Origin of the sequence: Kocuria sp. CPCC 205297 (genome assembly GCF_040981035.1) — a bacterium.
GTDB classification, from domain to species: domain Bacteria; phylum Actinomycetota; class Actinomycetes; order Actinomycetales; family Micrococcaceae; genus Kocuria; species Kocuria marina.
Genome location: NZ_JAVKPY010000002.1, coordinates 126,493 through 150,058 on the forward strand (window position 1 = coordinate 126,493; position 23,566 = coordinate 150,058).

At 68.0% G+C, this 23,566-nt stretch carries 23 protein-coding genes; 13 read left to right on the forward strand and 10 right to left on the reverse strand.

Annotated features, from left to right (window positions below):
- Positions 1–7: 7 nt before the first annotated feature.
- The 5 genes from thpR (at position 8) to RF650_RS02205 (ending at position 5,012) form a co-directional block, all read left to right on the forward strand.
- The gene (gene thpR, locus RF650_RS02185; RefSeq protein WP_368813949.1) at positions 8–649 is read left to right on the forward strand and encodes an RNA 2',3'-cyclic phosphodiesterase; all 642 of its coding nucleotides are present in this window, start codon (positions 8–10) and stop codon (positions 647–649) included.
- Positions 646–1,893, forward strand: a complete 1,248-nt coding sequence (locus RF650_RS02190; protein ID WP_368813950.1) for an MFS transporter — start codon at positions 646–648, stop codon at positions 1,891–1,893. Before thpR ends, RF650_RS02190 begins: the two co-directional genes overlap by 4 nt.
- 50 nt (positions 1,894–1,943) lie before the next feature.
- Positions 1,944–2,540, forward strand: coding sequence for a hypothetical protein (locus RF650_RS02195; RefSeq protein ID WP_368813951.1), 597 nt, complete (start codon positions 1,944–1,946; stop codon positions 2,538–2,540).
- Positions 2,541–2,664: 124 nt separating this feature from the next.
- Complete coding sequence (locus tag RF650_RS02200; RefSeq protein WP_131332104.1) at positions 2,665–3,840, forward strand: CaiB/BaiF CoA-transferase family protein; 1,176 nt, start codon at positions 2,665–2,667, stop codon at positions 3,838–3,840.
- Positions 3,837–5,012: an acyl-CoA dehydrogenase family protein gene (locus RF650_RS02205; RefSeq protein WP_368813952.1), complete on the forward strand. Its 1,176-nt coding sequence runs from the start codon at positions 3,837–3,839 to the stop codon at positions 5,010–5,012. The genes RF650_RS02200 and RF650_RS02205 overlap by 4 nt, the downstream gene beginning before the upstream one ends.
- A gap of 12 nt (positions 5,013–5,024) precedes the next feature.
- Here the strand turns inward: RF650_RS02205 and RF650_RS02210 are convergent, their stop codons facing one another.
- Both RF650_RS02210 and RF650_RS02215 read right to left on the reverse strand, forming a co-directional pair.
- Positions 5,025–5,972 carry an N-acetylglucosamine kinase gene (locus tag RF650_RS02210; protein ID WP_242670546.1) on the reverse strand — a complete coding sequence of 316 codons (948 nt, stop codon included), beginning with the start codon at positions 5,970–5,972 and terminating at the stop codon, positions 5,025–5,027.
- A 30-nt stretch (positions 5,973–6,002) separates the two neighbouring features.
- On the reverse strand, positions 6,003–6,326 hold the full coding sequence (locus RF650_RS02215; RefSeq protein ID WP_064845396.1) for a putative quinol monooxygenase: 324 nt from the start codon (positions 6,324–6,326) through the stop codon (positions 6,003–6,005).
- Positions 6,327–6,460: 134 nt separating this feature from the next.
- On the opposite strand from RF650_RS02215, the gene RF650_RS02220 reads away from it, so the two are divergent.
- The gene (locus RF650_RS02220; protein ID WP_368813953.1) at positions 6,461–7,819 is read left to right on the forward strand and encodes an MFS transporter; all 1,359 of its coding nucleotides are present in this window, start codon (positions 6,461–6,463) and stop codon (positions 7,817–7,819) included.
- Positions 7,820–8,044: 225 nt separating this feature from the next.
- Here the strand turns inward: RF650_RS02220 and RF650_RS02225 are convergent, their stop codons facing one another.
- From RF650_RS02225 to RF650_RS02235, 3 genes are all read right to left on the reverse strand, one after another.
- The gene (locus RF650_RS02225; RefSeq protein ID WP_035965533.1) at positions 8,045–8,236 is read right to left on the reverse strand and encodes a CsbD family protein; all 192 of its coding nucleotides are present in this window, start codon (positions 8,234–8,236) and stop codon (positions 8,045–8,047) included.
- A 193-nt stretch (positions 8,237–8,429) separates the two neighbouring features.
- Positions 8,430–9,392 carry a hypothetical protein gene (locus RF650_RS02230; protein ID WP_131332107.1) on the reverse strand — a complete coding sequence of 321 codons (963 nt, stop codon included), beginning with the start codon at positions 9,390–9,392 and terminating at the stop codon, positions 8,430–8,432.
- A 121-nt stretch (positions 9,393–9,513) separates the two neighbouring features.
- Positions 9,514–9,981 (reverse strand): MarR family winged helix-turn-helix transcriptional regulator, encoded by a 468-nt coding sequence (locus RF650_RS02235; RefSeq protein WP_131332108.1) that lies wholly within the window; start codon positions 9,979–9,981, stop codon positions 9,514–9,516.
- 186 nt (positions 9,982–10,167) lie between these two features.
- Here RF650_RS02235 and RF650_RS02240 point away from each other — a divergent pair, with 186 nt between their 5' ends.
- Positions 10,168–10,629, forward strand: a complete 462-nt coding sequence (locus tag RF650_RS02240; RefSeq protein ID WP_131332109.1) for a MaoC family dehydratase — start codon at positions 10,168–10,170, stop codon at positions 10,627–10,629.
- Positions 10,630–10,732: 103 nt separating this feature from the next.
- Here the strand turns inward: RF650_RS02240 and RF650_RS02245 are convergent, their stop codons facing one another.
- Entirely contained in the window at positions 10,733–11,605 is an 873-nt protein-coding gene (locus tag RF650_RS02245; protein ID WP_368813954.1) for an NAD(P)-dependent oxidoreductase, read from the reverse strand.
- Positions 11,606–11,713: 108 nt separating this feature from the next.
- Here RF650_RS02245 and RF650_RS02250 point away from each other — a divergent pair, with 108 nt between their 5' ends.
- Positions 11,714–12,097: a hypothetical protein gene (locus RF650_RS02250; protein WP_131332111.1), complete on the forward strand. Its 384-nt coding sequence runs from the start codon at positions 11,714–11,716 to the stop codon at positions 12,095–12,097.
- A 160-nt stretch (positions 12,098–12,257) separates the two neighbouring features.
- Entirely contained in the window at positions 12,258–13,097 is an 840-nt protein-coding gene (locus RF650_RS02255) for a hypothetical protein (protein WP_242670547.1), read from the forward strand.
- 110 nt (positions 13,098–13,207) lie between these two features.
- On the opposite strand, the gene RF650_RS02260 is transcribed toward RF650_RS02255, so the two are convergent.
- Both RF650_RS02260 and RF650_RS02265 read right to left on the reverse strand, forming a co-directional pair.
- On the reverse strand, positions 13,208–14,002 hold the full coding sequence (locus tag RF650_RS02260; protein ID WP_064846409.1) for a nuclear transport factor 2 family protein: 795 nt from the start codon (positions 14,000–14,002) through the stop codon (positions 13,208–13,210).
- A gap of 31 nt (positions 14,003–14,033) precedes the next feature.
- Positions 14,034–15,452, reverse strand: coding sequence for a gamma-aminobutyraldehyde dehydrogenase (locus RF650_RS02265; protein WP_131332112.1), 1,419 nt, complete (start codon positions 15,450–15,452; stop codon positions 14,034–14,036).
- A 250-nt stretch (positions 15,453–15,702) separates the two neighbouring features.
- On the opposite strand from RF650_RS02265, the gene RF650_RS02270 reads away from it, so the two are divergent.
- The gene (locus tag RF650_RS02270) at positions 15,703–16,086 is read left to right on the forward strand and encodes an RNA-binding S4 domain-containing protein (protein WP_068466774.1); all 384 of its coding nucleotides are present in this window, start codon (positions 15,703–15,705) and stop codon (positions 16,084–16,086) included.
- Here the strand turns inward: RF650_RS02270 and mptB are convergent.
- Positions 16,083–17,645, reverse strand: coding sequence for a polyprenol phosphomannose-dependent alpha 1,6 mannosyltransferase MptB (gene mptB, locus RF650_RS02275; RefSeq protein WP_368813955.1), 1,563 nt, complete (start codon positions 17,643–17,645; stop codon positions 16,083–16,085). The two genes, RF650_RS02270 and mptB, sit on opposite strands and share 4 nt — an antisense overlap.
- A gap of 294 nt (positions 17,646–17,939) precedes the next feature.
- Between mptB and RF650_RS02280 the strand changes: the two genes are divergently transcribed.
- On the forward strand, positions 17,940–19,265 hold the full coding sequence (locus RF650_RS02280) for a glycosyltransferase family 87 protein (protein WP_242670548.1): 1,326 nt from the start codon (positions 17,940–17,942) through the stop codon (positions 19,263–19,265).
- 130 nt (positions 19,266–19,395) lie between these two features.
- Entirely contained in the window at positions 19,396–20,706 is a 1,311-nt protein-coding gene (locus RF650_RS02285) for a hypothetical protein (protein ID WP_368814039.1), read from the forward strand.
- 39 nt (positions 20,707–20,745) lie between these two features.
- Here RF650_RS02285 and RF650_RS02290 read toward each other — a convergent pair whose 3' ends face one another.
- Positions 20,746–21,984: a hypothetical protein gene (locus tag RF650_RS02290; RefSeq protein ID WP_368813956.1), complete on the reverse strand. Its 1,239-nt coding sequence runs from the start codon at positions 21,982–21,984 to the stop codon at positions 20,746–20,748.
- Between the two features lie 147 nt (positions 21,985–22,131).
- Here RF650_RS02290 and RF650_RS02295 point away from each other — a divergent pair, with 147 nt between their 5' ends.
- Complete coding sequence (locus RF650_RS02295; RefSeq protein ID WP_368813957.1) at positions 22,132–23,415, forward strand: MFS transporter; 1,284 nt, start codon at positions 22,132–22,134, stop codon at positions 23,413–23,415.
- Positions 23,416–23,566 lie beyond the last annotated feature (151 nt).

The following is a 23,566-nucleotide window of genomic DNA, read 5'->3' on the forward strand; positions in this document are numbered from 1 at the left end:
TGGGCGCATGAGGCTGTTCGCGGCTGTTCACCCCACCCGGGCCGCACGTGAGCACCTGGTCGGTGCATTGCGTGAGGTCCGTGAACTCACCGGCACCGCATTGCGCTGGGGCGACCCCGAGCAGTGGCACGTCACCCTTGCGTTCTATGGCGAGCAACCCGAGGCTGCGGTGCCGGAGCTCGGGGAGCTGCTGAGCGACGTCGCCCGGGACCACGCACCGCTCACCGTGTGCTTGCGAGGCGCGGGATCCTTCTCCGGCACAACCCTGTGGATGGGCGTGGGTGGTGCCTCGGACGCGCTCGTGGAGCTCATGCACGCGTGCTCGCTGGACCCCGAGGAGCGCGCAAGACAGCGCGCCCACCTCACGGTCGCGCGCATGTCCCGCGCCGAGCGCACGCGCAAGGCTCGCGAACGACGCCGCAGTTCACGCACCGTGGCGCGCCCCGGGCCCGAGCTCGCGCATGTAGTGCACGCGCTGTCCGTGTACGAGGGGCCCGCGTGGACCGTCAGCGAGATCTCCCTGGTGTCCTCAGAGCTCGGCGAGGGCCGCAGCGGTGGCGCCCTGCACCGCACCGTGCAACGATTCCGGCTGTCGGAGCGCGTCGCCTCGGACGCCCCTGGGCGTATGCCTGAGGAAGGCTGCCGTTGACTGATTCGGTTCGTGGGGCACGCGCCGGCGCGTGGTTGTGGCTGCTCGTGGCGTGCGGGGTGTTGACCCAGGCCACCGTGAACCTGTTGCGACCGGTCACGTCCTACAAACTGCTCGCGCTGCACGCGGACTCGATCACGATCGGGTTGACCACGGCCGCGTACGCACTGGTCCCGCTGCTCACCGCGGTGTGGCTCGGGCGGTACTCGGACCGCACCCGGCAATTGCGCGTGCTGACCCTTTCCGGGGTGTTTCTGCTGGTCGCCGGTGGGGCGCTGCTGGCGCTGTCACCCACGGTGTGGGCGGTCGTGGCCGCGAGCGCCGTGCTGGGCATGGGGCACCTGAGCTTCACGATCGGGGGTCAGACGGCGATCGCCCGTTACGCCGCGGACCGGGACCTGGACAAGGGGTTCGGGTGGTTCACCGCAGCATTCTCCGCGGGGCAGATGATCGGCCCCGCCCTGGGCGGTTGGCTCGTGGGGCACAGCTCGTCCGCGACCTCCCCGGAGCGCCTCGCGGACGTGAACCAGGCACTGTGGATCGGTGCCGCGATCTCGCTCGCGGCCGTTCCGCTGTTGCTCCTGCGCGCCGGGACACCCGCGGGGGACGCCGCCCCGTCCCGCGCGGCCTCCGGTACTGCGGCGCGTTCCGAATCAGTCGACAAACCCACCATCGCTCGGGTGCTCAGGGTGCCACGGGTGGCGTCCCACATGCTCGCCGCATTGTCCCTGCTCGCGATGCTCGACATCCTCACCGCGTTCCTGCCGGTCATCGGGGAGGAGGCCGGTGTGGCTCCCGCGGTCGTGGGTCTGTTGCTCGGCGTCCGGGGTTTCGCATCCATTGCCTCCCGGTTGCTCCTGCCGTGGTTGTCCCAGCGGTTCTCGCGGCGGGGTCTGCTGCTGACATGTTTGTTCGGGGCCGGCATCACGCTGGTCATCCCACCGCTCGTGCTGGGGAACTTCTGGGTCGCGGCGTTCTTCCTGGCCGTGGGCGGATTCCTGTTGGGTCTGGGTCAGCCACTCACCATGACCATGATCACCACGTCCGTCCCGGGCAACTGGCGCGGCTCCGCCCTGGCGGTCCGGTTGACGGGTAATCGCCTGGGGCAGGTGATCCTCCCCCTGGTTGCGGGTGTCTTCGCGGCACCCCTGGGCCCGGCCGCCGCGGTGTGGATGTGCTGCGGGGTGCTCTTGGCCAGCGGTGCGGAGAAGGCGTGGGGGGACCGCCGCGCGGACCGTTCGTGATGTGACCGTGCCTACCGTGGCCGCAACTGGTTCATGGCTCAGGAGGGTTCATGTCCGCACTGCATCAGGCGCTCCTGCGGGATTTCCGGCGGATGTCCCGCAACCGCGGGCTCGAGTCCGGGGGAGTGGAGTGCCAAGCGGCGACCACCGCGGACGGGCTCAATCGGCAGTGGTTCGTCGGGTGGTTGATCGCGCGCGGTGCCACGGTGTACTACGACGCGATCGGTAACGAGTTCGGCCTCTTCGAGCTGTGTCCGGGCGCCCCGTACGTGATGGTCGGCTCGCATCTGGACTCCCAGCCCAGGGCCGGCCGGTTCGACGGCGCCTACGGCGTGCTTGCCGGGGCGACCGTGTGCCCGGAGCTGTACCGAGCGGCGCCGTCCGGGGAGACGGAACTGACGGACAACCTGTGCGTGGTGAACTGGTTCAACGAGGTGGGCTGCCGGTTCACGCCGTCCATGATGGGCAGCCTGGTCCACGCCATGTGGGGTGCGCGCAAGTACGAGTTCGAGGTGCTCGGCGAGCACTCCCACAAGGGCATCACCCACAACGAGTACGAGTTCACATCGGATCAGGACATGCTCGCCGGACTGGACATGCTCACGGCCACCCTGACAAGGGCGGCGCAGGGGGAACTGGACGGGTAGCGCGCCCGGCCGAGCGTCGTCGCCCGCGGACGTGCGGCGGGCGGCGACCCAGAGGCGTAGCGACGTCGTCGGGCCGCGGCGGCGCACCTAGAGTGGAGGACATCGTCGATCCGAGGAGGACCCCGTGACCGAAGCGCTGCCCCTGGACGGTGTGCTCGTGGCCGATTTCTCGCGCGTGCTCGCGGGGCCGCTGTGCACCATGACGCTCGCGGACCTCGGTGCCCGCGTGATCAAGGTCGAGCGCCCGGACACCGGTGACGACACGCGCGCGTGGGGTCCGCCCTATTCCGAGACCGGTGCCACGTACTTCGAGTCCGTGAACCGCAACAAGGAATCCGTGTGCCTGGACCTGCGGGACGAGGACGGGCGGGAACTCGCGCGCGAACTCGCCCTGCGCGCGGACGTGGTCGTGGAGAACTTCAAGCCCGGCGGGATGGCCAAGCTCGGCCTGGGCTACCAGGAGATCTCGCGCGAGAACCCCGGCGTGGTCTACGTGTCCGTGTCCGGTTTCGGCACCGCCGAGGGCGCCCACCTGGCCGGTTACGACTTCCTGGTCCAGGCCGTGGGTGGGCTCATGAGCATCACGGGCGCCGCGGACGGCGAGCCCACCAAGGTGGGCGTGGCCCTGGTGGACGTCCTGACCGCCAAGGACGCCACGATCGGCGCGCTCGCGGCCCTCGAAGCGCGACACCGCACGGGCCGCGGCGCGCACATCGACGTCAGTCTGCTCTCGAGTCTGCAGGGTGCCCTCGTCAACCAGGGCCAGGCGTACCTGGGTGCCGGTAAGGTCCCCGAGCGCATGGGCAATGCCCACCCGTCCATCGTCCCCTACCAGTTGTTGCACTGCGCGGACGCGCCCCTCGCGGTGACCGTGGGCAACGACGGGCAGTTCCGCAGATTCACGGCCGTGCTGAGCATCCCCGACGTCGCGGACGACGAACGGTTCGCCACGAACTCGGCGCGCGTGGCCCACCGCGACGACCTCGTGCCGCTTCTGGAGGAGGCGCTGTCCGCCCGGACCGCCCGCGAGTGGCAGGAAGCGCTGACCGAGGAAGGGGTGCCTGCGGGCAAGGTCGCCGGGATCGGCGAGGGCGTCACGCTGGCCGAGGACCTCGGACTGGAACCCACGGTGGACGTCCAGGATCGGGAGGGCAGGACCGTGGGACGGCAGTTCCGTCATCCGGCCCGCTGGACCCCACCCCTGGAATCCCCCACGGTCGCCCCGCCGCAGCTCGGGCAGGACACGGAAACGATTGTGGCGTGGCTCCGTGAACCCCGTCACCGTACAGTGAGGACATGAGCCAACAGAACACCGTCAACGTCATGGACCTGGTGGGCTTCGACTCCCTGCTGAACGAGGAAGAGATCGCTCTGCGATCCACCGTGCGGGAGTTCGTGGACGCCACCATCCGCCCCAACATCGCCGAGTGGTACGAGAAAGCGGTCTTCCCCCTGGAGATCGTCCCGGAGATGGCCAAGCTGGGCCTGCTGGGTATGCACCTGAAGGGATACGGCTGCGCGGGCCGTTCCGCCGTGGAATACGGCCTGGCCGGCGCCGAGCTGGAAGCCGGGGATTCCGGTCTGCGCACGTTCGTGTCCGTGCAGGGCTCCCTGGCCATGAGCGCCATCTACAAGTGGGGCTCCGAGGAGCAGAAGCAGGAGTGGCTCCCGCGCATGGCCGCCGGTGAGGCCATCGGGTGCTTCGGGCTCACCGAGCCCACCGCGGGTTCCGACCCCGGTTCCATGAAGACGTTCGCGCGCCGCGACGGCGAGGACTGGGTCATCTCCGGCGCCAAGCGGTGGATCGGCCTGGCGACCGTGGCCAAGGTGGCCGTCATCTGGGCCCAGACGGACGAGGGCATACGCGGTTTCGTGGTGCCCACCGACACCCCGGGCTTCAAGGCCACGCCCATCCAGCCCAAGCTGTCCATGCGGGCCTCGATCCAGTGCGAGATCGAACTCACGGACGTGCGACTTCCCGCATCCGCTCTGCTACCCGAGGCCAAGGGGCTACGCGGCCCGTTCTCGTGTCTCAACGAAGCCCGGTACGGGATCATCTGGGGTGCCATGGGCGCCGCCCGCGACTCGTTCGAGGTGGCCCTGAAGTATTCCCAGGAGCGCATGCAGTTCGATCGCCCGCTGGCCGGGTACCAGCTCACGCAGCAGAAGCTCGCGGACATGGCACTCGAGATCGACAAGGGCTTCCTGCTCGCGCTGCAGATCGGCCGCCTCAAGGACGCCGGCACACTGCAGCACCACCAGATCTCGGTGGGCAAGCTCAACAACTGCCGCGAGGCCATCAAGATTGCCCGCGAGGCCCGCACGATCCTGGGCGGCAACGGCGTCACCCTCGACTACTCCCCGCTGCGCCACGCCAACAACCTGGAATCCGTGCGCACATACGAGGGCACGGATGAGGTGCACGCCCTCATCCTGGGCCAGCAGCTCACCGGGGAGGCGGCCTTCCGCTGATCCCGTGGGTGTTCAGCCCGCCCGACCCGCTCGCCCGTCCCACAGCCCCGTGGCGCGGGCGAGCAGGGGTGCTCCCAGCACGGGTTCCCGGTCCAACAGCGTGACCCGCAGTCCATGATCGCCCAGGCGTTCCCTGAGCTCCACGCCCACCGAGGTGGTTGCGAGCCCGCCTCCCATCACTACGGGGAGGGGCTCGCCCAGGTTCCTGGCCACGGTGATGATCAGCTCCGCGAGGTGCGCGGCGGCCGCCGAGACCAACTCGCGAGCGGCGTCGTCGTGCGGGGCCAGCTCGATCACCGTGCGGGCCAGACCGGCCCAGTGGGTGCGGTCGGGGCGGTCGTGGAACGCCGCGATCAGCTCGGTGGGCGTGTCGACCCCGGCGTGTCCCAACACGGCCCGAGCGAACCGGTCGTCCTCTGCGGGGGTCTCGTCGCTCGCTCCCCTGTGCTGCGCGTCCCGCAGCACATGGCGTACCGCTTCCCGGCCGAGCCAGTACCCGCTGCCCTCGTCGCCGAGCAGGTAGCCCCAGCCCCCGGCGCGGGTCCCGTGGCCGGAAGCGTTCACACCCCACGCCACGGAACCGGTTCCCGCGATCGCCGCGATGCCCTCGGTGTGTCCGCCCGCGGCGAGGATCAGGCGGGTGTCATGCACCGCGATCACGGGCGTCTCCGACGCCGGGCCAGCGCCCGCTGCGGCCTCAGCCACGGAGCGAATGAGCTGCGTCAGCGCAGCGGCGTCGTGCGGGGTGTCCACACCGCCGGCGCCGGCGAGAACCGTGGTGCCGGGTGGCGGTTCCAAGCGGGCGAAGATCTCCCGCAGTGACTGGGCGGCCCGCTCCCGGCTGACGTTCTGCACGTTCGCGCTGCCGGAACGAGCTTCGCGCACCGGGGAGTCCCCGCGGAACAGTACGCCGCGGGTGTGGGATCCGCCGATGTCCAGGCCCACGAGGAACCGGTTCACGGGTTCACGGGTTCCCCGGTCCTCAATGCCTCAGCCCTCGACGGTGACTTCACCCATCTCATCCCAGCCATCACCGTCGATCTGGCGGGAGATGATACGCGGGGTGCGGACGAGGTACGGCGGGAACTTCTCGGTCATGGCGGTGAAGTGCTCGGACTTCACGTGGGCCTCGGCGGCGTCGTCCTCGAAGGCCTCCACGAGCACGTACTCGTTGGGGTTGTCCAGGCTGCGGGACCAGTCGAACCACTTGTTGCCCGGCTCCTGGCGGGTCGCGGCAGTGAAGTCCGCGACGATCTCGGGCCAACGCTCGGCGTACTCGTCCTTGACCTCGAACTTGACCACGATGAAGATCATTGCACTGCTCCTGTCCTGGGGTGTGACACGTCCCGTGCCGGTTCCATGCCGTGCCCCAGTATAAGTCGGCGGCTCGCCGTCATGCGGCGTCACGGCGGCCGCGGGAGGAGCGACCCGTGGGCTAGTGTGCAGACATGAGTAGCGCACCTACCCATCTGCCCGTCACGCACGAGCAGCGTGTCACCGCTCGCCGCGCCGTGGTCGCGTCCTCGATCGGTAACGCGCTCGAGTGGTTCGACATCATCGTCTACTCGTCCCTCGCGGTCGTGATTTCCGCGCTGTTCTTCGAGTCGGATTCGATCGGACAGGTCACGGGCACCCTGCTGACGTTCGGTACGTTCGCGCTGTCGTACCTGATCCGCCCGCTCGGTGCCCTGGTGCTGGGCTCCTACGCGGACCGCCACGGTCGCCGCCCGGCCCTGACCATCACGATTGCCCTGATGATGCTCGGCACGCTCATCATGCTGCTCGCCCCCACGGCGGCGGTCATCGGCCCCGCGGCAGCGCTGCTCATCCTGCTCGCCCGCCTGATCCAGGGCTTCTCCGCCGGTGGCGAGTTCGGCACGGCCACCGCGTTCCTGATCGAGAACGCCCCAGACAAGCGCGCCTTCTACGGGTCGTGGCAAGTGGCGACCCAGGGCCTTGCGATCCTGATGGCCTCGGGTTTCGGGTTCGCGCTGCACACCCTGCTGAGCCACGACGCGCTGTACTCGTGGGGCTGGCGCATCCCCTACCTCTTCGGCCTGCTCATCGGCCCCGTGGGCCTCTACATCCGCTTGCGCATGGATGAGACCCCAGACTTCCGGGCGTTGCAGGACGAGCGTGCGCGAGCGGCGTCGTCGCCCTCGGAGAACACGGGTACGACGACGCCGCCCCGCCCGCCCCTCGGGCGCGGTCCCCTCGCGCAGACCATCGTCCACTCCGCCGGCCGGTGGCTCACGGCCGCAGGTGTGGTGGGCCTGGCGTCCATGTCCGTGTACACGATCCTGTTCATGCCCACGTACTCGATCCAGAACTTTGACCTGCCCTCGTGGGCCGCGTACCTGGGCGGTGTGGTGGCCGGCGCGGTGACCCTGGTGGGCTCCCCGTTCGTGGGGCACCTCGCGGACCGCGTGGGACCTGCCCGGGTCATGCTCGTGGCCTCCGCGGTGGGCATCGTGGTGGTGTACCCGCTGTTCCTGTGGTTGGTCGCGGCTCCGACGGTGGCCACCCTCACCGTGGTGCAAGCGGTGCTGGGCGTGATCATGGCCCTGTACTTCGGCCCCATGCCCGCGCTGCTCACCGACATGTTCCCCACGCAGATCCGCACCACGGGGATGTCCGTGGCCTACAACCTGGGCGTCACGGTGTTCGGGGGATTCGCACCCCTCGTGCTCGCGTGGCTCGTGAGCTCCACCGGCTCTCTGACCTCACCGAGCATCTACTACGCGGTGGTGGCGGCCCTATCCCTGGTGTGCCTGCTGATCGCGCGCAAGCGGTTCGCGGTGCGGTGATCCGGACCCACTGCAGCCCCTGCTTTATCTGAGTAGAAGCAGGATTCGGCGCCACGAAGCTGCTTTTGCTCCACTAATGCAGGGGTAGTGGGGCGGGAAGCGATGCGGGGGTGGTGGGGCGGAGTGCACGACAGGCGCCGTTGCCGGCGGTGGGGCGGGCAGACGAAAGGCCCCCGTCGTGTTCACGACGAGGGCCCTCCGGTCGAAAGGTGGCGGGTGCGGATCTCAGCCCAGCCCGTCCTTCAGATTCTTGCCGGCGTCTTTGATGTTCTCCACGGACTGCTTGGCGCCACCGGAAGCTTTCTCCCCGGCACCCTCAGCTTGCAGATCTGCGTTGTCCGTGGCGTCACCAAGCTTTTCCTTGGCGGAACCGGAAGCCTTCTCCGCAGCATTACTGATCTTGTCACCGAGTCCCATAGGCACTTCCTTCCGTGGAGCGAACAGGTCCTCATAATCTAGACCCGACATCCCGGCCGGGGGAAGACATGGCGCGGAACAATTTCCTGGGAGCACCCGCTTCAAAACCTCGGGAGTGGCGGGCCTGCCGGCCCGGGCGAGTCACCGGAACCGCGGTGTCTGCCGAACCAAAAACTCCGCCAGCCCGAGCGGCTCACTGGTAGGACACGAACCACGGCTTGGGCGTCAGCTCGAAGGTCTGCTTGGGGGTGAACGTGGGGGTGTCCTCGTCGTAGAAGTTCTTCCACGCCATGCGGATCCCCCGGGGCAGCTCGTGCTGCAGAGCGTCCCACGTGGACATCTTCAGATCCGGGGTGCCGTGTCCGTCCGCGTGCAGGAGGAACGCGAGCTCGGGGTGGTCCGTCGTGATGGCCTCACGGTTCTGGATCATGGGCATGGAGAACTGGTGCAGGATCAGGGTCTTCTGGGGCAGGCCGTTCTCGGTCGTGAGCCGGGCGAGCCACTGCGTGGTCTCGTTGATCTCCTGAGCGCTCACGGACCCGATCTGCTGCAGCGGGTACTGCCCGGGCCCCAGCCGCCACTCGGGGTCCAGGGCCAGGCCCACGTTGGGGCGCTTCAGCAGTTCCTCATACCGCTTGGCCTGGGACAGGAAGTCCGAGCGGCCGGGTTGCAGGTCCAGGACCACGTAGATCCCGTGCTTCTGCGCGGCCTCGATGTACGGCATGAGGCGCTCCACGGGAGCCTCGCTGGAGAAGTCGCCGTCCGGTCCCGGGTCGGAGGAGGCGGTGGTCGCGATGATCTCGAACGCCGGGATCACTTTCTCCTGGCTGTAGGGCTCGTACTGCTTGGCCAGCTCGATCGCCCGCTCGGCGGATTCCTCCGGCCCCTGCTCACCCAGCGCGCCCAGCCCCGGGGTGCCCGGGTGTCCGTAGAGCGCCACGAACCGGCGCTCGGGGAACAGGGTGGTGCCCCCGCCGATCAGCTCTGGCGGCTGGGTGGGCGTGGGTGTCGCGCTGGGCTGTTCGGTCGCGGTGGACGACGTCGCTGCGGTACTGTTCGCGGTGTCGTCGCCCCCTGCGTCGCCGCCGGAACCGCAACCGGTGAGCAGCAGCATGGCGCAGAGGGCGGAAAAGGTGGCGGGGGCGGCGGAGCGCATGGTGCGTGACCTCGATCGGTAGGGGGAGCGCGGGGGAGTCGAGTGTGCTGGTTCCATGATACGTGTTCGCGGGCGTGAACACCCGGAATCCCGGGGCGGGCGGGGCCGTATGACGGTGCGCTCAGCCCAGTGCCACGCGCTGCAGCAAGTCCAACAAGGTGGCCCGTTCGTCCTCGCTCAGGGGTGCCAGTGTCCCGTCCGTGCAGTGGTCCACCGCGGCGCGCGCACGCCGGTAGAGCTCGCGGCCCTCGTCCGTGGGCTCGATCAACTTGGAGCGGCGATCATTGGGATCGGTGCGCCGCACCACGGCCCCGCGACGCTCGAGGGAATCCACGATCAGCACGATCTGGCTGGGGTCCAGGACCAGGTACCTGCTCAGCTCCCGCTGGGACGGGTGCAGGTCCGAACACACGAGGGACAGGGCCGAGTAGTGGCGCACCTTCAGGTCCAGTTCCCCCAGGGCCCGGTTGGCGGACGCGGAGCCCAGGGAACTCGCGCGGGCCATGAGGAACACCGGTTCGGATGCGAGATCACTCGCCCTCAGGTCCGGCGCCAGGCCAAGGGCGTCCTGCGGAAGGGGGGTGGTCATGTCGCTGCTCCTGGGTGTCGTGTCGTGTCGTGACGTGCTCCGTGCGGTGGGCGGGGGTGGGACCGTCCGCCGAAGGATCGTCGTGGATAATCTTAACCGTTGGCAATATCAATTAAATCGGTCCCATGAAAGAAACATGTGGTGACGCCCATCACCGCCGGAGCAGAACCCCAGAGGGAACATGTCATGACCGCCAAGACCGTTGTTCTGTTCGACGAGGTGGCCGAGCTCGCAGGGAAGGATTTGGGCTACTCCGAGCGGCGCGAGATCACCCAGGACCAGGTGAACCTGTTCGCGGACGCCACCGATGACCACCAGTGGATTCACGCCGATCCGGAGAAGGCCGCGGACGGTCCGTTCGGTGGGCCCATCGCACACGGGTTCCTGACCCTGTCGCTGCTGATCCCCATGTGGTCCGAGCTCTTCGACGTGTCCGACGTGAAGACCAAGGTCAGCTACGGCGTGGACAAGGTCCGTTTCACCTCACCGGCGAAGGTGGGCGCACGCATCCGGATGACCGTGACCATCGCGGAAGTCTCGGAGGTCAAGGGCAACGGCCTGCACCTCGTGGCGGATGCGACGATCGAGATCGAGGGGGAGGAGCGCCCCGCGGTGGTGGCGCGCTTCCTGAGCCGGTTCTACAAGTAGGGTTCAGGGCCCTCACTACATTCCTGCCCCGATAATGCACGCTACGACGCTGTGGCGTGCATTATCGGGGCACAGGTGTTCTCAGGGGTGGGTCCCAGGTCGTTCACTTCTCGGTTCTGTCCGCGATCCACTTCTGGAACACCGCGGAGTCCTGCTCGCCCAGTCCCGCGTCGATGAGCTGTTGCGCCGCGGCCGCGATGGGCCCGCCCAGCACCGACGTGGTTCCGGTGGCGCGGGCGGCATCCAGGTACGCGGAGACGTCCTTGTGCACGAAGGCCGCCTGCGCGGACACCGAGTAGTCGTGGCCCACGAGCTTGGGAGTCTTGTCCGCCAGGATGGTGGATCCCGCGTAGCCGCCCTGGAGCAGGTCCAGCAGTGTGGCCAGGTCCAGTCCGGCCCGTTCGGCCACCACGCTGGCCTCGGAGATCGCCACGATCTCCGCCGCGCAGATCAGCTGGTTGCACGCCTTCGCTACCTGCCCGGCCCCCAGCGGCCCCAGGCGGACGGGGCGACCGCACGAGGACAGGACGTCCGAGACCAGGCCGGCGGCGGCGTCGTCGCCGCCCACCATGACGGACAGGTCCCCGCGGATCGCCCCGGCCTCCCCGCCGCTTATGGGCGCGTCCACGAACTCGACACCCGAGCTGTCCCGGTGCCAGCGGGTGATGTCCACGGGAGAGACGGTGGAGCTGATCGCCAGGACCAGGCGGTCGTGGTCGGCGTCGCGCTCGCGGGCGCCCTCAGCGAGTTCTTCCAGCACGCCGTCGATTTCCGGGGCGCCGGGCACCAACAGGATCACGATGTCGCACTGGCGCGCCATGTGCCGCGGCGTGTCCACCGCGCGGGCCCCCGGGGCCTTGTGGAGGCTGCGATGCAGAACCACCACGTCGTGCCCGGCGCTGATGATGTGCCCGGCCATGGGCTTGCCCATGGATCCGAGACCGATGATTCCCACGGTGTGCGGTGACGGGCTCATGCTGCGGCTCCTCGCGACGGTGACGGTTGGTCCCATCATGCCCCGAATGCTGGCGCCGGCGTCCAGGGGTGGGGGCGAATTACCTCGAACAGAAATACCGAAATGAGGATGGGCGTCGTACTGCCGGGAAAATTCTATGCAATCTTTGATTTGGTGGAACTGGGTGGCAGTGGGTTATCGCCATGGGAGGTGCCGAGGGTGCATCCAGCCCTTATGGGTGGGATATTTATGACTGCATTACGTGCATTACGTGCATTGCGGGGCCGCGCCCCAATATCCGGCGTCTCGAGCGCTTGGTCATCGGCGCCGGCGTGGATCATCCGGGTCGGATGGCCGGTTGGAGCCGCCGAACAGTGCGGATTTAAAGACACTTCCGAAAAAGTAAATGAGGCCAGCAGCCAGAAGGATAAGCAATATCGAACCGATAAGAATGGCCAGGTGATCCATTATTCACTTCTCGCGCCTCGTGAAGTCCATTGTCATGTGTATTGATGGGGATTCAGTCTAGCAGGATCACCCTCATGAAAATAGTACGGTACTTCATTCGTATTTCTTCTTCGACGCGGACGGGGAATGTCGGCCATTGATTGGGTTATGCACGGGGGTAGGTCATGGAGCCTCCCGCAGTCATGCTCACCACCCGCACCACGGGGTGGCGCTCGAGCTGACCGACGGCACGCTGTTCACGACCCAGGGCACGGAGGATGAACGGCACACCGTGCGCGTGCTTGGCAAGGACGGCGCCGTCAAGGCCGAGACGACGGACTGCCCGGGCGTGCACGGTGAGGCGGCGGCCGCGCCGGGAGCGAGCACCGACACCGTGATGGCGGGTTGCGAGAACGGGCCCGTGATCTATCGGGACGGGACGTTCCACAAGGTGGCCGTGGCGGACGCCTACGCGCGCTCGGGCAACCTCGCAGGTTCGGAGAGGTCGCCGATCGTGCTGGGCGACTACAAGGTGGACGAGGATGCCGAGCAGGAGCGCCCCACGTGTGTGGCCCTCTTCGACACCCGGGACGGGTCGCACCGGCTGGTGGACTTGGGCTCGTCCTACTGGTTCCGTTCGCTGGCCCGCGGGCCGGAGGGTGAGGCTTTGGTGCTCACGTACGACGGCAAGCTCAACGTGATCGACGTGGAGTCCGGAAAGGTGGTCCGGAAGACCGACGTGATCCAGCCGTGGGAGGAGAAGGCGGACTGGCAGGAGGCGGGCCCCGCGATCAAGGTGGCCGGCTCGAGCGCCTACGTGACCGACGCGCAGAACAAGAAACTGCACGTGGTGGATCTGACCAAGGGTGAAGTGGCCAAGACCATCGACCTGCCGCAGACGTCGGTGGAACTCGCGGTGGTGACGGGCAAACCGGAGGCTCCGGCGCGGGAGGAGAAGGCGCACGGACACGTTCCCCACAAGGGTCACGACCATGCCCACGACGACGCCGCTCCCTCAGCGGGTGCCCCTGCGGACGCCGGAGGTCACGGCGGGCCCGGGCGCTGACGGTCCCGAATGATGTGCTCCTCGATCACTGGAACAGATCGGGCAGTGGCCCCGTGGACGCCATCACGCGTCCACGGGGCCACTGCATTGTCAGGTCGTCTCGGTCAGGTTCAGTCCGCTACCGACGTGAACGCACCGTGCGGGTGCGCCAGTTCGTCATCCGACGGAACCGGTCCGATGGCGTCCCACAGTTCGACCCACGCGCCGTCCTCGATGCGCCACAGTTCGCAGAAGAAGTGGCGGTCACCGGCGATGGATCCTTCCGAGAACGTCAGGACGAAGTTCCCGTCAGCCACCGTGCGGTGCAATGTGTCGTAGGTCAGTGCAGAACCGTCCTCCTTGAGGTGTTTCAAGAAGTCGACCATGTTCTGCACACCGTCGGCGATGTCACCCGAGTGCTGCGTGAACCGCCCGTCCGAACGCGTGAAATCGCCCGCGGCGTCGTAGTCCTGGCCCTGTAAGAACGTAGCCCAGGCCCGCTTGACGAACTCCCTGTTGGCCTCGGTGTCGGCGGATGTGTCCACCTCCGTGGGGCCGTCCAGCTGGGTGTGGCCCGACTCGTTGGGTGGTGTCTGATCCACCAGGCCGTCCCAGTGCTCCACGATCTTGCCGTCGGCCACGCGGTAGATGTCGAACCCCACGAACACGGTGTCCGGATCCAACCCGGGATAGGCACCGTGCAGCGCGACCAAACCGGCCTTTTCGTCCACGACTACGCGCGCGACGTCGTGCCTCAGACCCTCGCCCGCGTCGGTGACCAGCTCCCGCAGGCCTTCCTTACCGTTGGCCACGAGCGGCGAATGCTCCACGTAGTCCTCGGCGAAATTGCGGTCCAGGGTGCTCAGGTCGTGTTCGGTGAACAGCTCGCGGTCAGCGGTGAGCACGAGTTCTCGAATGTCGGTCATGATGCGCTCCTTCCCTCGTTCGTTCCCGCCGTCAGTCCAACGAGCTCATCACGTGCTTGACGCGGGTGTACTCCTCCACGGCGTACTTGGAGAGGTCCTTGCCGTAGCCGGAGTGCTTGAAGCCGCCGTGGGGCATCTCGGCGACCAACGGGATGTGGGTGTTGATCCATACGCAGCCGTAGTCCAGATCGCGGGACATCCGCAACGCGCGGCCGTGATCCTTGGTCCACACGGACGACGCCAATCCGTATTCCACCCCGTTCGCCATCTCCACGGCCTGCTCCTCCGTGGAGAAGGTCTGGACGGTGATGACGGGACCGAAGATCTCATTCTGAATGGCCTCGTCCTCCTGCTCGAGATCCGCCACGATGGTCGGCTCGAAGAAGAAGCCGGGCCCGTCCGCCTGCTTGCCACCCGTGGTCACGGTGGCGTGCTCCGGCAAACGATCGATGAACCCGGACACCTGTTCGAGCTGCTTGGCGTTGTTGAGCGGGCCGTAGAGGATGTCCTCCTTGTCCGGGGTGCCGAATGCCGTGTCCTTCGCGGCTTGGGTGATCTTCTCCAGGAACTCGTCACGGACCGATCCCTCCACGAGGATGCGGGTGGAGGCGGTGCAGTCCTGGCCGGCGTTGAAGAAACCGGCTTCTGCGAGCGTGGAGGCGGCGGAGTCCAGGTCCGCGTCCCCGAACACCACGCAGGGCGCCTTTCCGCCCAGTTCCAAGTGAGCGCGCGTGAGGTTCTTCGCTGCGGATGCGGCGACAGCCAGACCGGCTCGGATCGAGCCGGTGATGGAGACGAGTCCCGCCGTGCGGTGTGACACGACCGTTTCCCCGGTCTTGGCATCGCCCAGGACGATGTTGAAGGTGCCTTCAGGAAGGAACTCCGAGGCGATTTCAGCGAACAGCAGTGTCGACTCCGGAGTCGTGTCCGATGGTTTCAACACGATGGTGTTGCCTGCGGCCAGGGCTGGCCCCACTTTCCAGACGGCCATCATGAGGGGATAGTTCCACGGCGTCACCTGGCCCACCACGCCGATCGGTTCCCGGCGGATCACGGAGTTGAGACCCTCCATGTATTCGCCACTCGCGAGGCCCTCCATCAAGCGGGCTGCGCCGGCGAAGAAGCGGATCTGGTCCGCGGAGACATCGACTTCCTCGGACTGGATCAGGTACTTGGGTTGGCCCGTGTTGCGAGATTGCGCGTCCACGAGTTCGGACCCCCGTGCTTCGAGGGCGTCGGCGATGCGCAGCATGGCGAGTTGTCGCGCACCGGGGGTCATGCGCCCCCATGTCTTCGATGCTTTAGCGGCTGCCTCGTACGCGGCATTCACATCTTGCTCGTTCGAGTTGGGAGACTGTTCCGTCACCTCACCGGTAGCCGGGTTGACCAGGTCGAAGGATTCCTCGGATGCGGATTCCACATAGGTGTTGTTGATGAAGTTCTTGAGCATGAGTGCTCAACCCCCGTTCTCAACTGCCTCTGCGTCTTTCGCAGAGGCTTCGGGGCTCACGTCCTTGTGAAGCCCCACTCCCACCGTACCGACCGAGGTATGAGATTGCTCACAAAGAGCCGGGGGTTCCCGTGTGCGCGACGAAACCAGCACAGGGACGGTTTGGTGATGGTTCAGGACCCGGGTGATCCCTTGACCCCACTGGGGGCAGGCGGGGGCGACATCGTCGTCCCCGAGTACCGTGGACCCCATGAACGCCCCAGCCAACGAACCCGGTAGCGCCCGTCTGGATGTGTGGTTGTGGTCGGTCCGGTTGTTCAAGACCCGCTCGGCCGCCACGACCGCGTGCCGCGCGGGACACGTGCGGCTCAACGGCGCCCCCGTGAAGGCCGCCCAGCCGGTGCGGGTGGGGGATCGGGTGAGTGTGCGCCGCCCGGGGTGGCAGCAGGAGTTCCAGGTCACCAAGCTCATCGTCAAGCGTGTGGGCGCCCCCGCGGCGGCCCAGTGCTACATCGACCACTCCCCGCCGCGGCCCGCGGAACTCAGCGTGCCGGTGGCCCGCAGGGACCGTGGGGCGGGGCGGCCCACCAAGAAGGACCGCCGCGAGCTCGAAAGGCTCAGGGGCCTGCGTTAGTCCTTGTGCGCCGTCGTACCCGCGGCCACCTGAGGGGGGCCGGGATCCACCCAGCCCCGGAACCCACCGTGGGTCAGCAGGGTGCGGGTGCGGGGATCGATCAGCGCCAGGTAGAGCGTGAAGGCCACCGTGATCACGAACGCCACCTGGGACACGCTCACGCTGAGGTCGATGAACGGCCACACGGACAGCTGGTCCTGGGCACCGAAGACCACGAAGAACGTGATCACGATGTACAGGATGCGGATCTGCCAGTTGTCCTTGATGCCAGTCGCGGCCAGCAGGGGGATGAGCCACAGGATGTACCAGGGCTGGATGATGGGGGACAGCAGCACCACGGCGGAGAACGCGAGGGCCATCCGCCGCACGATCCTGCGGTCCCCGCCCACGAACATCAGCACGAGGACCAGGGCGATGGCCGCGTACTGCAGCACCTGACGGAACACCGATGCGAGGGCGTCCCCCGGTTGGCCGAAGAAGTTTCCCACGCGCTCCACCTGTTGTCCCAGGAACCCGGACGGCGAGTACCCCGTGTACCCCGGGGTGGGGTCCAACAGGGCCCAGGCCCAGCCCAGACCGAGGTTATCCGCGTAACCGCTCACCGCGAGGATCCCGAAACTGAGGAGCGCGGTGGCCGCCCAGATGACGAACCGCCGCGGCCACGAGGCACCCTTGCCCGCCCAGAGCAGACCGATGAACGGCAGCAGCAGGATGGTGATGGGTTTGATCCCGATGGATCCCGTGACCAGAAGTATGCCCAGCAGGGGATATTTCGTGGCCGCGGCGTATACGCCGGCCACGGCGAGGCCCACCATGAGTGCGTCGTTGTGGGCGCTGGCCACGAAGCTGATGAGGAACAGCGGGTTGGCCACGGCGATCCAGAGAGCCCGGGCCCCGTTGATCCCGTGCAGGCGCGCGAGCTTGGGCACGTAGATCATGCACAGCACCACTCCCACGTACGCCACCGCCCGGAACAGCATCACGGAGGCGTCCGGCTGGGCGTTGGTCAACCGGACGACCCCGGCGGCGATCCACAGGAAGTAGGGGCCGTACGGGGTGCGGGCCTCCGCCCATTCCGGATCCGCGCCCAGCATGAACCAGTTGTCGAGCGAGGAGATCCCCTCCACGTACGGGTCCTTGCCGGCCAGCATCAACCGGCCCTGACCGATGTACGCGTACACGTCCCGCGAGTAGATGGGAACGGCGAGGAACAGGGGCAGGGACCATGCGATCACGGCGATCATCACGGTGCGCAACGACCCGTGCGGCCATCCCCGCAAGCGTTGACCGAGGCGCAACCACGACCGGATGAGCAGCATGGCGCCCACGGTGAGCAGCACGGTGCACCCGTACACGCCCCACACGTTCACGCGCAGTTCGATGACCAGGGGGTGCCGGACCATGGGGGAGCCGTTGGCGATCCACCCGGTCCCCACGGAACCCACGAGCATCATGAGCGAACCAATGACGCCCTGGATGATCGCCATGTGGGCGCGCGAATCACTCTTGGCGGTGGAACCGGTGTGCGCGGGAGAGGGGCGAGAACCGGTCGCGGTCATGGATTCCAGCCCCCTCAGCCAACCAGTGGTGGGCGAGCCGAGGTGTCCAGCGGCTCCGACCCCTGACTTTACAGGACGGTTTGCACTCGAACAGTGCGCGTTCTGGGGGTTCCCTGGGGGCGGGGTGAGCGCATCATGGCGCCGTATGCGGTCCCCGGAGTGGTTCCCCATAGAATCGGAACCGGTATGTCCGAGGCGCCGGGATCCTCGGGCGCCGCACGCCCCCGAACAGGACCAGTGCACACCCCCGGACCAGAACAGAATCCCGCGCGCATTCGGACAAGGACCTCATCCGTGCCCACAGAGAGATATTTCACGGCCGCCACCCGGGCACGGGACGCCGTGCTCCCCCGCGCCGCGCAGGATCGTCTGATGACACCGGGCGCGCTGCTCGTGGGGTTCCTGCTGGTGCACGTGGGCTTCCTGATTTTTGCCCTGATCGTCTCGCTGCAGGGCAATGCCTTCAGCGACACCAACATCTACCGCGCGTGGGCGGAAGCGGGTTTCGACGACCGCAACATCGCGTACGGTCCCAGCCCCTGGGTGTACCCCGTGCTCGCGCAGATCCCCATGGGACTCGCGGGCATTGCGGGCCCGGGCCCGTACTTCTTCCTGTGGGTGCTCATCATCGCGGTGCTCAACGCCGTGGCCATGGGCAAGCTGACCGACTGGGGTCGTAACCGCGCCGCCCTGCCCGCTGGTTGGTGGTGGCTCGTGTTCATCCTGCTCATGGGCTGGCTGGGCTTTGCGCGCGTGGACGGTCTCACGGCCCCGCTCGTGCTGCTGGGCCTGGTCTACGGGGTGTCCCGCCCGTTCGTGGCCTCCGCGATCCTCAGCCTGGCCACGTGGATCAAGGTCTGGCCGGCCGCCGTCGTGATCGCCCTGTTGACCGCCGCACGACGCCGCGGCGCCGTGTTGCTCGCCGGGATCCTGGTCACGCTGTTCGCCGCGGCGGCCGCGTTCGTGTCCGGATCACCGCGCCAGATCGCGGACTTCATGACCCAGCAGGGCGACCGCGGCATGCAGCTCGAGGCCACGTTCAGCACCCCGTGGCTGTGGCTCTCGGTGCTGGGCGTGGGTGATTCCCGCATGTACATGAACACGGACATCAACTCGATGCAGGTCAGCGGCCCCGGCTCGGACGTGATGTCCCGGCTCATGCAGCCGCTGTTCGTGGTGGCCGCCGTGGTGGTCGTGGTGCTGATCGCCCGCGGGCTGCGTCGCGGCGTGCACGCCGGTGCCCTGGACCGCACGGCCCTGTTCCTCGCGGGTTCGCTGACCATGGTCACGGCCTTCATCGTGTTCAACAAGGTGGGCTCGCCCCAGTTCATGGTGTGGCTGGGCCCCGTGATCGCGGTGGGCCTGGTGCACAACTGGAAGGTGTGGCGCACCCCGGCGTTCCTCGCGGTGCTGATCGCGATCGCCACGTTCTTCGTCTACCCGCTCTTCTACACCGCGCTGAGCCACAACAACCCCGTCATGGCCGGCGTGCTGACCCTGCGCAACCTGCTGCTCGTAGTCCTGCTGTGGTGGTCCGCGCGCGGGCTGTACCGGCTGGGGTCCACCGGGCCCGCCAATTCCGCCGCGAAGGGAGGCCCGGTTGCCGGCCCGCACGCCTGATGACGATGCGGCTCCCGCCCCCGGGGACGCCCACCGCACCTCGGTGCCGCGCACGGGTGCCCCCGCGGCACCCACTGGCGGAGCCACGGCGCACCCCGAGGCTGCCTCTGCCGACGACGCCGCTCACTCGGTGACGGGCGCGCGGCCCGGGCCGCAGCGCCGTCGTCCGCAGGAGTGGCTGAACCGCCCCGCCGCCGTGTGGGTGGGCTTCGCGGTGGTGCACGTGTACTTCCTGTGCTGGATGGCCACGTTCTTCCTGCACGGGTGGGCGTTCAGTGACACCGAGCAGTATCGCGAATGGGCGATGGCCGGGTACAACGCGCCCGACCAGGGTTCCGTCAGCCCGTGGGTCTACCCCGTGCTCGCGCAGGTGCCCATCATGTTCCCGAGGATCGCGGGCTACGACCTCTACCTTCTGGCGTGGACGCTCATGATCACCGCGTTGAACGCCGTGGCCATGTGGTTCCTCCTTCACCGCGCCCCGCGCAGCGGTGTACTGGCCGGGTGGTGGTGGGTCGTCTTCACCGTGTTCCTGGGGTACCTCAGCTTCGCGCGTGTGGAGGGTGTGGCGGCGCCGATCGTGTTCATCGGCCTGCTCTACGCCGTGCGCCATCCGGTGGTGGGATCGACGCTGCTGAGCATCGCCACGTGGATCAAGGTGTGGCCGGCCGCGGTGCTGCTGGCCATGGTCATCGCGCTCAAACAGCGCGTGCGCATCATCACGGCGGGCGTGGTGGTCACGCTGTTCGTGGTGCTGGGCGTGCTGGTGCTCGGCGGGATCGAGCGGATCGCGGACTTCCTGCTCAACCAAGGCTCCCGCGGGATGCAGCTCGAGGCCACGTTCTCCACGCCGTGGGTGTGGGCCGCTTTCCTGGGGCTCGCCGACTCCCGGATCGCGGACAACACCGCGATCAACTCCACCGAGGTCTACGGTCCCGGTGTGGAGGTCATGGCTTCCCTCATGCAGCCGCTGCTGCTCATGGCCGTTCTCATTGCCGCGGTGCTGCTCATCCGGGCACTGCGGCGCGGTGCGGACAGGGCGCGCCTGGTTCACGCCGGATCCTTGCTGCTGACCATCGTGCTGATCGTGTTCAACAAGGTGGGCTCCCCGCAGTTCATGATCTGGCTGGCCCCGGTGATCATGGTGGGTCTGCTGCACGATCGCGTCCGGTGGCGCATCCCGGCCTTACTGACCCTGGGCATCGCGGCGACCACGTTCGTGATCTACCCGCTGTTCTACACGCCGCTGATCCACGCGAACCCGGTCATGGCCGGGGTGCTGACCCTGCGTAACGTGCTGCTCGTGATCCTCCTGGGTTGGACCGTGCGGCGGATCTGGCAGCTGGGTGCGCCCGCGGCGGCCGGGGCCCGGCCCGGTGCCACTGTGTTGAATGCGGAGGAGCCAAGCGCCGAAGATAAGAAGTCATCCCCGCGACGATAGCCACACGCCGGAGAAGCTCCCCGTGGCGGTCGTTGAGCGTTAGGAGTCGTCCCCGCGCCTCGTGAGCCGGTTCTTGGCGTACCCCCACAGCGAGGGCGCCTCCTCGGGCTGCCGGGCCTCCGCATTGCGCAACCGGTCCTCCCGCTTGTCGCGGTGGCGTTGCATGTGGTCCTCGTAGCGCTTCTGGTTGAGCCGTTGCTGTTCCTGCTCCGCGGCCTCCCCCTGCGGATCCGTCTCATAGACGTCCCGCGGGTCGGTGCGCTGCGCATCACGTACCACCCGGGGGGCGGTGGCGTGCGTGTCCGCCCGTTCGGCCTCGACCACGCGCGGGAGCCTCCGCCGGATCGCCTCGCGCTCCGCCCGCTCCGCCAACCGTCGCTGCGACGCACTCATCCGGCGGGGCTCGGTATACCGGTCGCGGATCTTCTCGATCACGGGCAGCTCGTCGGTGGTCTCGTACGGCTCCTCCGGGTCGTCGACCTCGTACGACGACGGCGCCGCTCGCTCCCGTACGTGCGGCGCCGCGGCGTCGTCGTCCGTGACGTAGGAGACCCGGGTGACGGGGTGGTGTGCGGTGTCCTGGTCCCGCAGCGGGGTGACACGCGGGACGGAACCGGTGTCGACTTCCCGCGGCGCCTGCCACGGCGTGTCCGCGAAGACGCGGTGGCTGCGCCAACCCCGGAAGAGTTTCCAGCCGAGGTAGAGCACGCCCAGCAGCAGGACGGCGGCGGGTTCGGCGTATCCCGTGGAGTAGTAGATCGAGGCCGCGATGAGCGCCACGATCCCCGTCCCCAGGGGCGCGAGGGCCGCTGGCGACTGAACGGGCAGTAAACCCAGGAGATCACGGGTGTAGCGGTTGTCGTGACGACAACCGTGCACCGTGTGGGCCCGGATCTTCACGCCCGGGGGAGTGTGCTCCGAGAGTCGGTGCGTGGTGACCGGGGGATCCTCCGGGTCCTCGGGCTCGAGCACCACGGTGCGGGCGCGCCCGGCGGCCAACGCCGCCCTATTGGTCGCCAGAAAGCCGGCGACCAGTAGATACACGCCCATGGTCAGAAGCACGTAGGGCAGCATTACCGCCACGACCAGGGCGATCACACGCCAGACCCAGGCTACGTCCCCGGCCGGGAAGTTCTCGAAACGGAAGGGTCCGTGGGTTACCCACAGGAGAAGCGCCCCGAGGATCACGGCCCCCACCCCGTTGCGCACGGCGTGCACGCGCAACCGCGGCCAACCGCGAGCCGACCGCGCGGCCCGGCGCTGTTCGCGTGTGCGCATGAGGACTCCTGTGATCCCGGGGAAAAGGGTGCTCCCAGGGTATGTGGTGCGGGGGACACGCACGAGGACTCAGGGGTGGGACGCACGGGCCGTACTTGCATCGTGACGGGTGAGGTGCGCACCCCCACCTGCCCCTAGGATCGACCCGTGGCCCGTTTCCTGCTCGACATCGCCCCCGTGCGGAACATCCCCGCCTTCCGGCGACTGTGGATCGGGTCCACGCTGTCGATGCTCGGAAGCCAGTTCACCGTGATCGCGATCAGCCTGGAAGTGTTCGAGCTGACCGGATCCACGTTCGCCGTGGGGATGGTGGGCTTCTTCGCGCTCGTGCCCCTGATCATCGCAGGTCTCTACGGGGGCAGCATCGGGGACGCCACCGACCGGCGTTCGGCGGGCCTGTGGACCACGTTCGGCCTGTTCATCATGACCGTGGCGTTGGCCGCGCACGCGTGGCTGGACATTGCGAGCGTCGCGGTGCTCTACGGCATCGTGGCCCTGCACTCCTTCGCGCAGGGACTGAACCAGCCCGTGCGCGGTGCGATCGTCCCGCGCCTGGTCCCCATGCGACAACTGCCCGCCGCCAACGCCCTGTTCCAACTGACCATGGGCTCGTGCCTCATGGTGGGCCCGCTGCTGGGCGCGCTCACGGTGGCCGGACTGGGTTTCCGGTGGGCCTACACGGTGGACGCCCTGAGCTTCGCCGTGAGCCTGTGGGCCATGTACAAACTGCCACCCCTGCCGCCCATCCCCGGGGAGGACGGCGCCACGAGCAAGGCCGGTTTCCGTTCCGTCGTGGAGGGGTTCCGGTTCCTGGCCACCCGCCCCAACCTGCGCATGACGTTCCTGCTGGACCTGGCCGCCATGATCTTCGCCATGCCCCGCGCGCTGTTCCCCGTGCTGGGGGCGTCCGTGCTGGGCGGGGACCAGTTCACGGTGGGGCTGCTCACCGCGGCGCTCGCGGCGGGATCCGTCCTCGCGGGAGTCTTCTCGGGAACATTCATTCGCATCAATCACCACGGTCGCGGGTGTGCCGCCGCCGTGGCCGCGTGGGCCGTGTGCATCATGGCGTTCGGTGCGGTGATCCTGGTGGCCTCCAGCGGCTGGGGCCGGGACACCGCGTGGCCCCTCGTCATGTCCTGCCTGGTGCTCGTGGCTGCGGGGGTCATGGACTCGGTGTCCATGCTGTTCCGCACCACCATCCTGCAGGCGGCCACCCCCGACTCGCTGCGCGGCAGGCTCCAGGGCATCTTCATCGTGGTGGTTGCGGGCGGCCCTCGCCTGGGAGACGCCGCCATGGGCGCCGGCGGCCAGTGGCTCGGACCCGGGTTCGCCGCCCTGGTGGGTGCCGTGATCTGCTTCCTGCTCGTGCTGCTGCTCATGCGGATGTTCCCCGGGTTCATGCGCTACGACGCCCGCGACCCGCAACCCTGACCGCCTGCGCCTTCCTCGAGGGGGCTCGTCTTCGGGGACGACGATGCCGCTCGCGCACCCTCGGGTCGCCCGCTCACTCCCATGCCGTTCGCGGGCCGCGGATATCACCCGGCCCGTGGTCTGGATGGGGCCGGCTCCCGCACAATGGAGA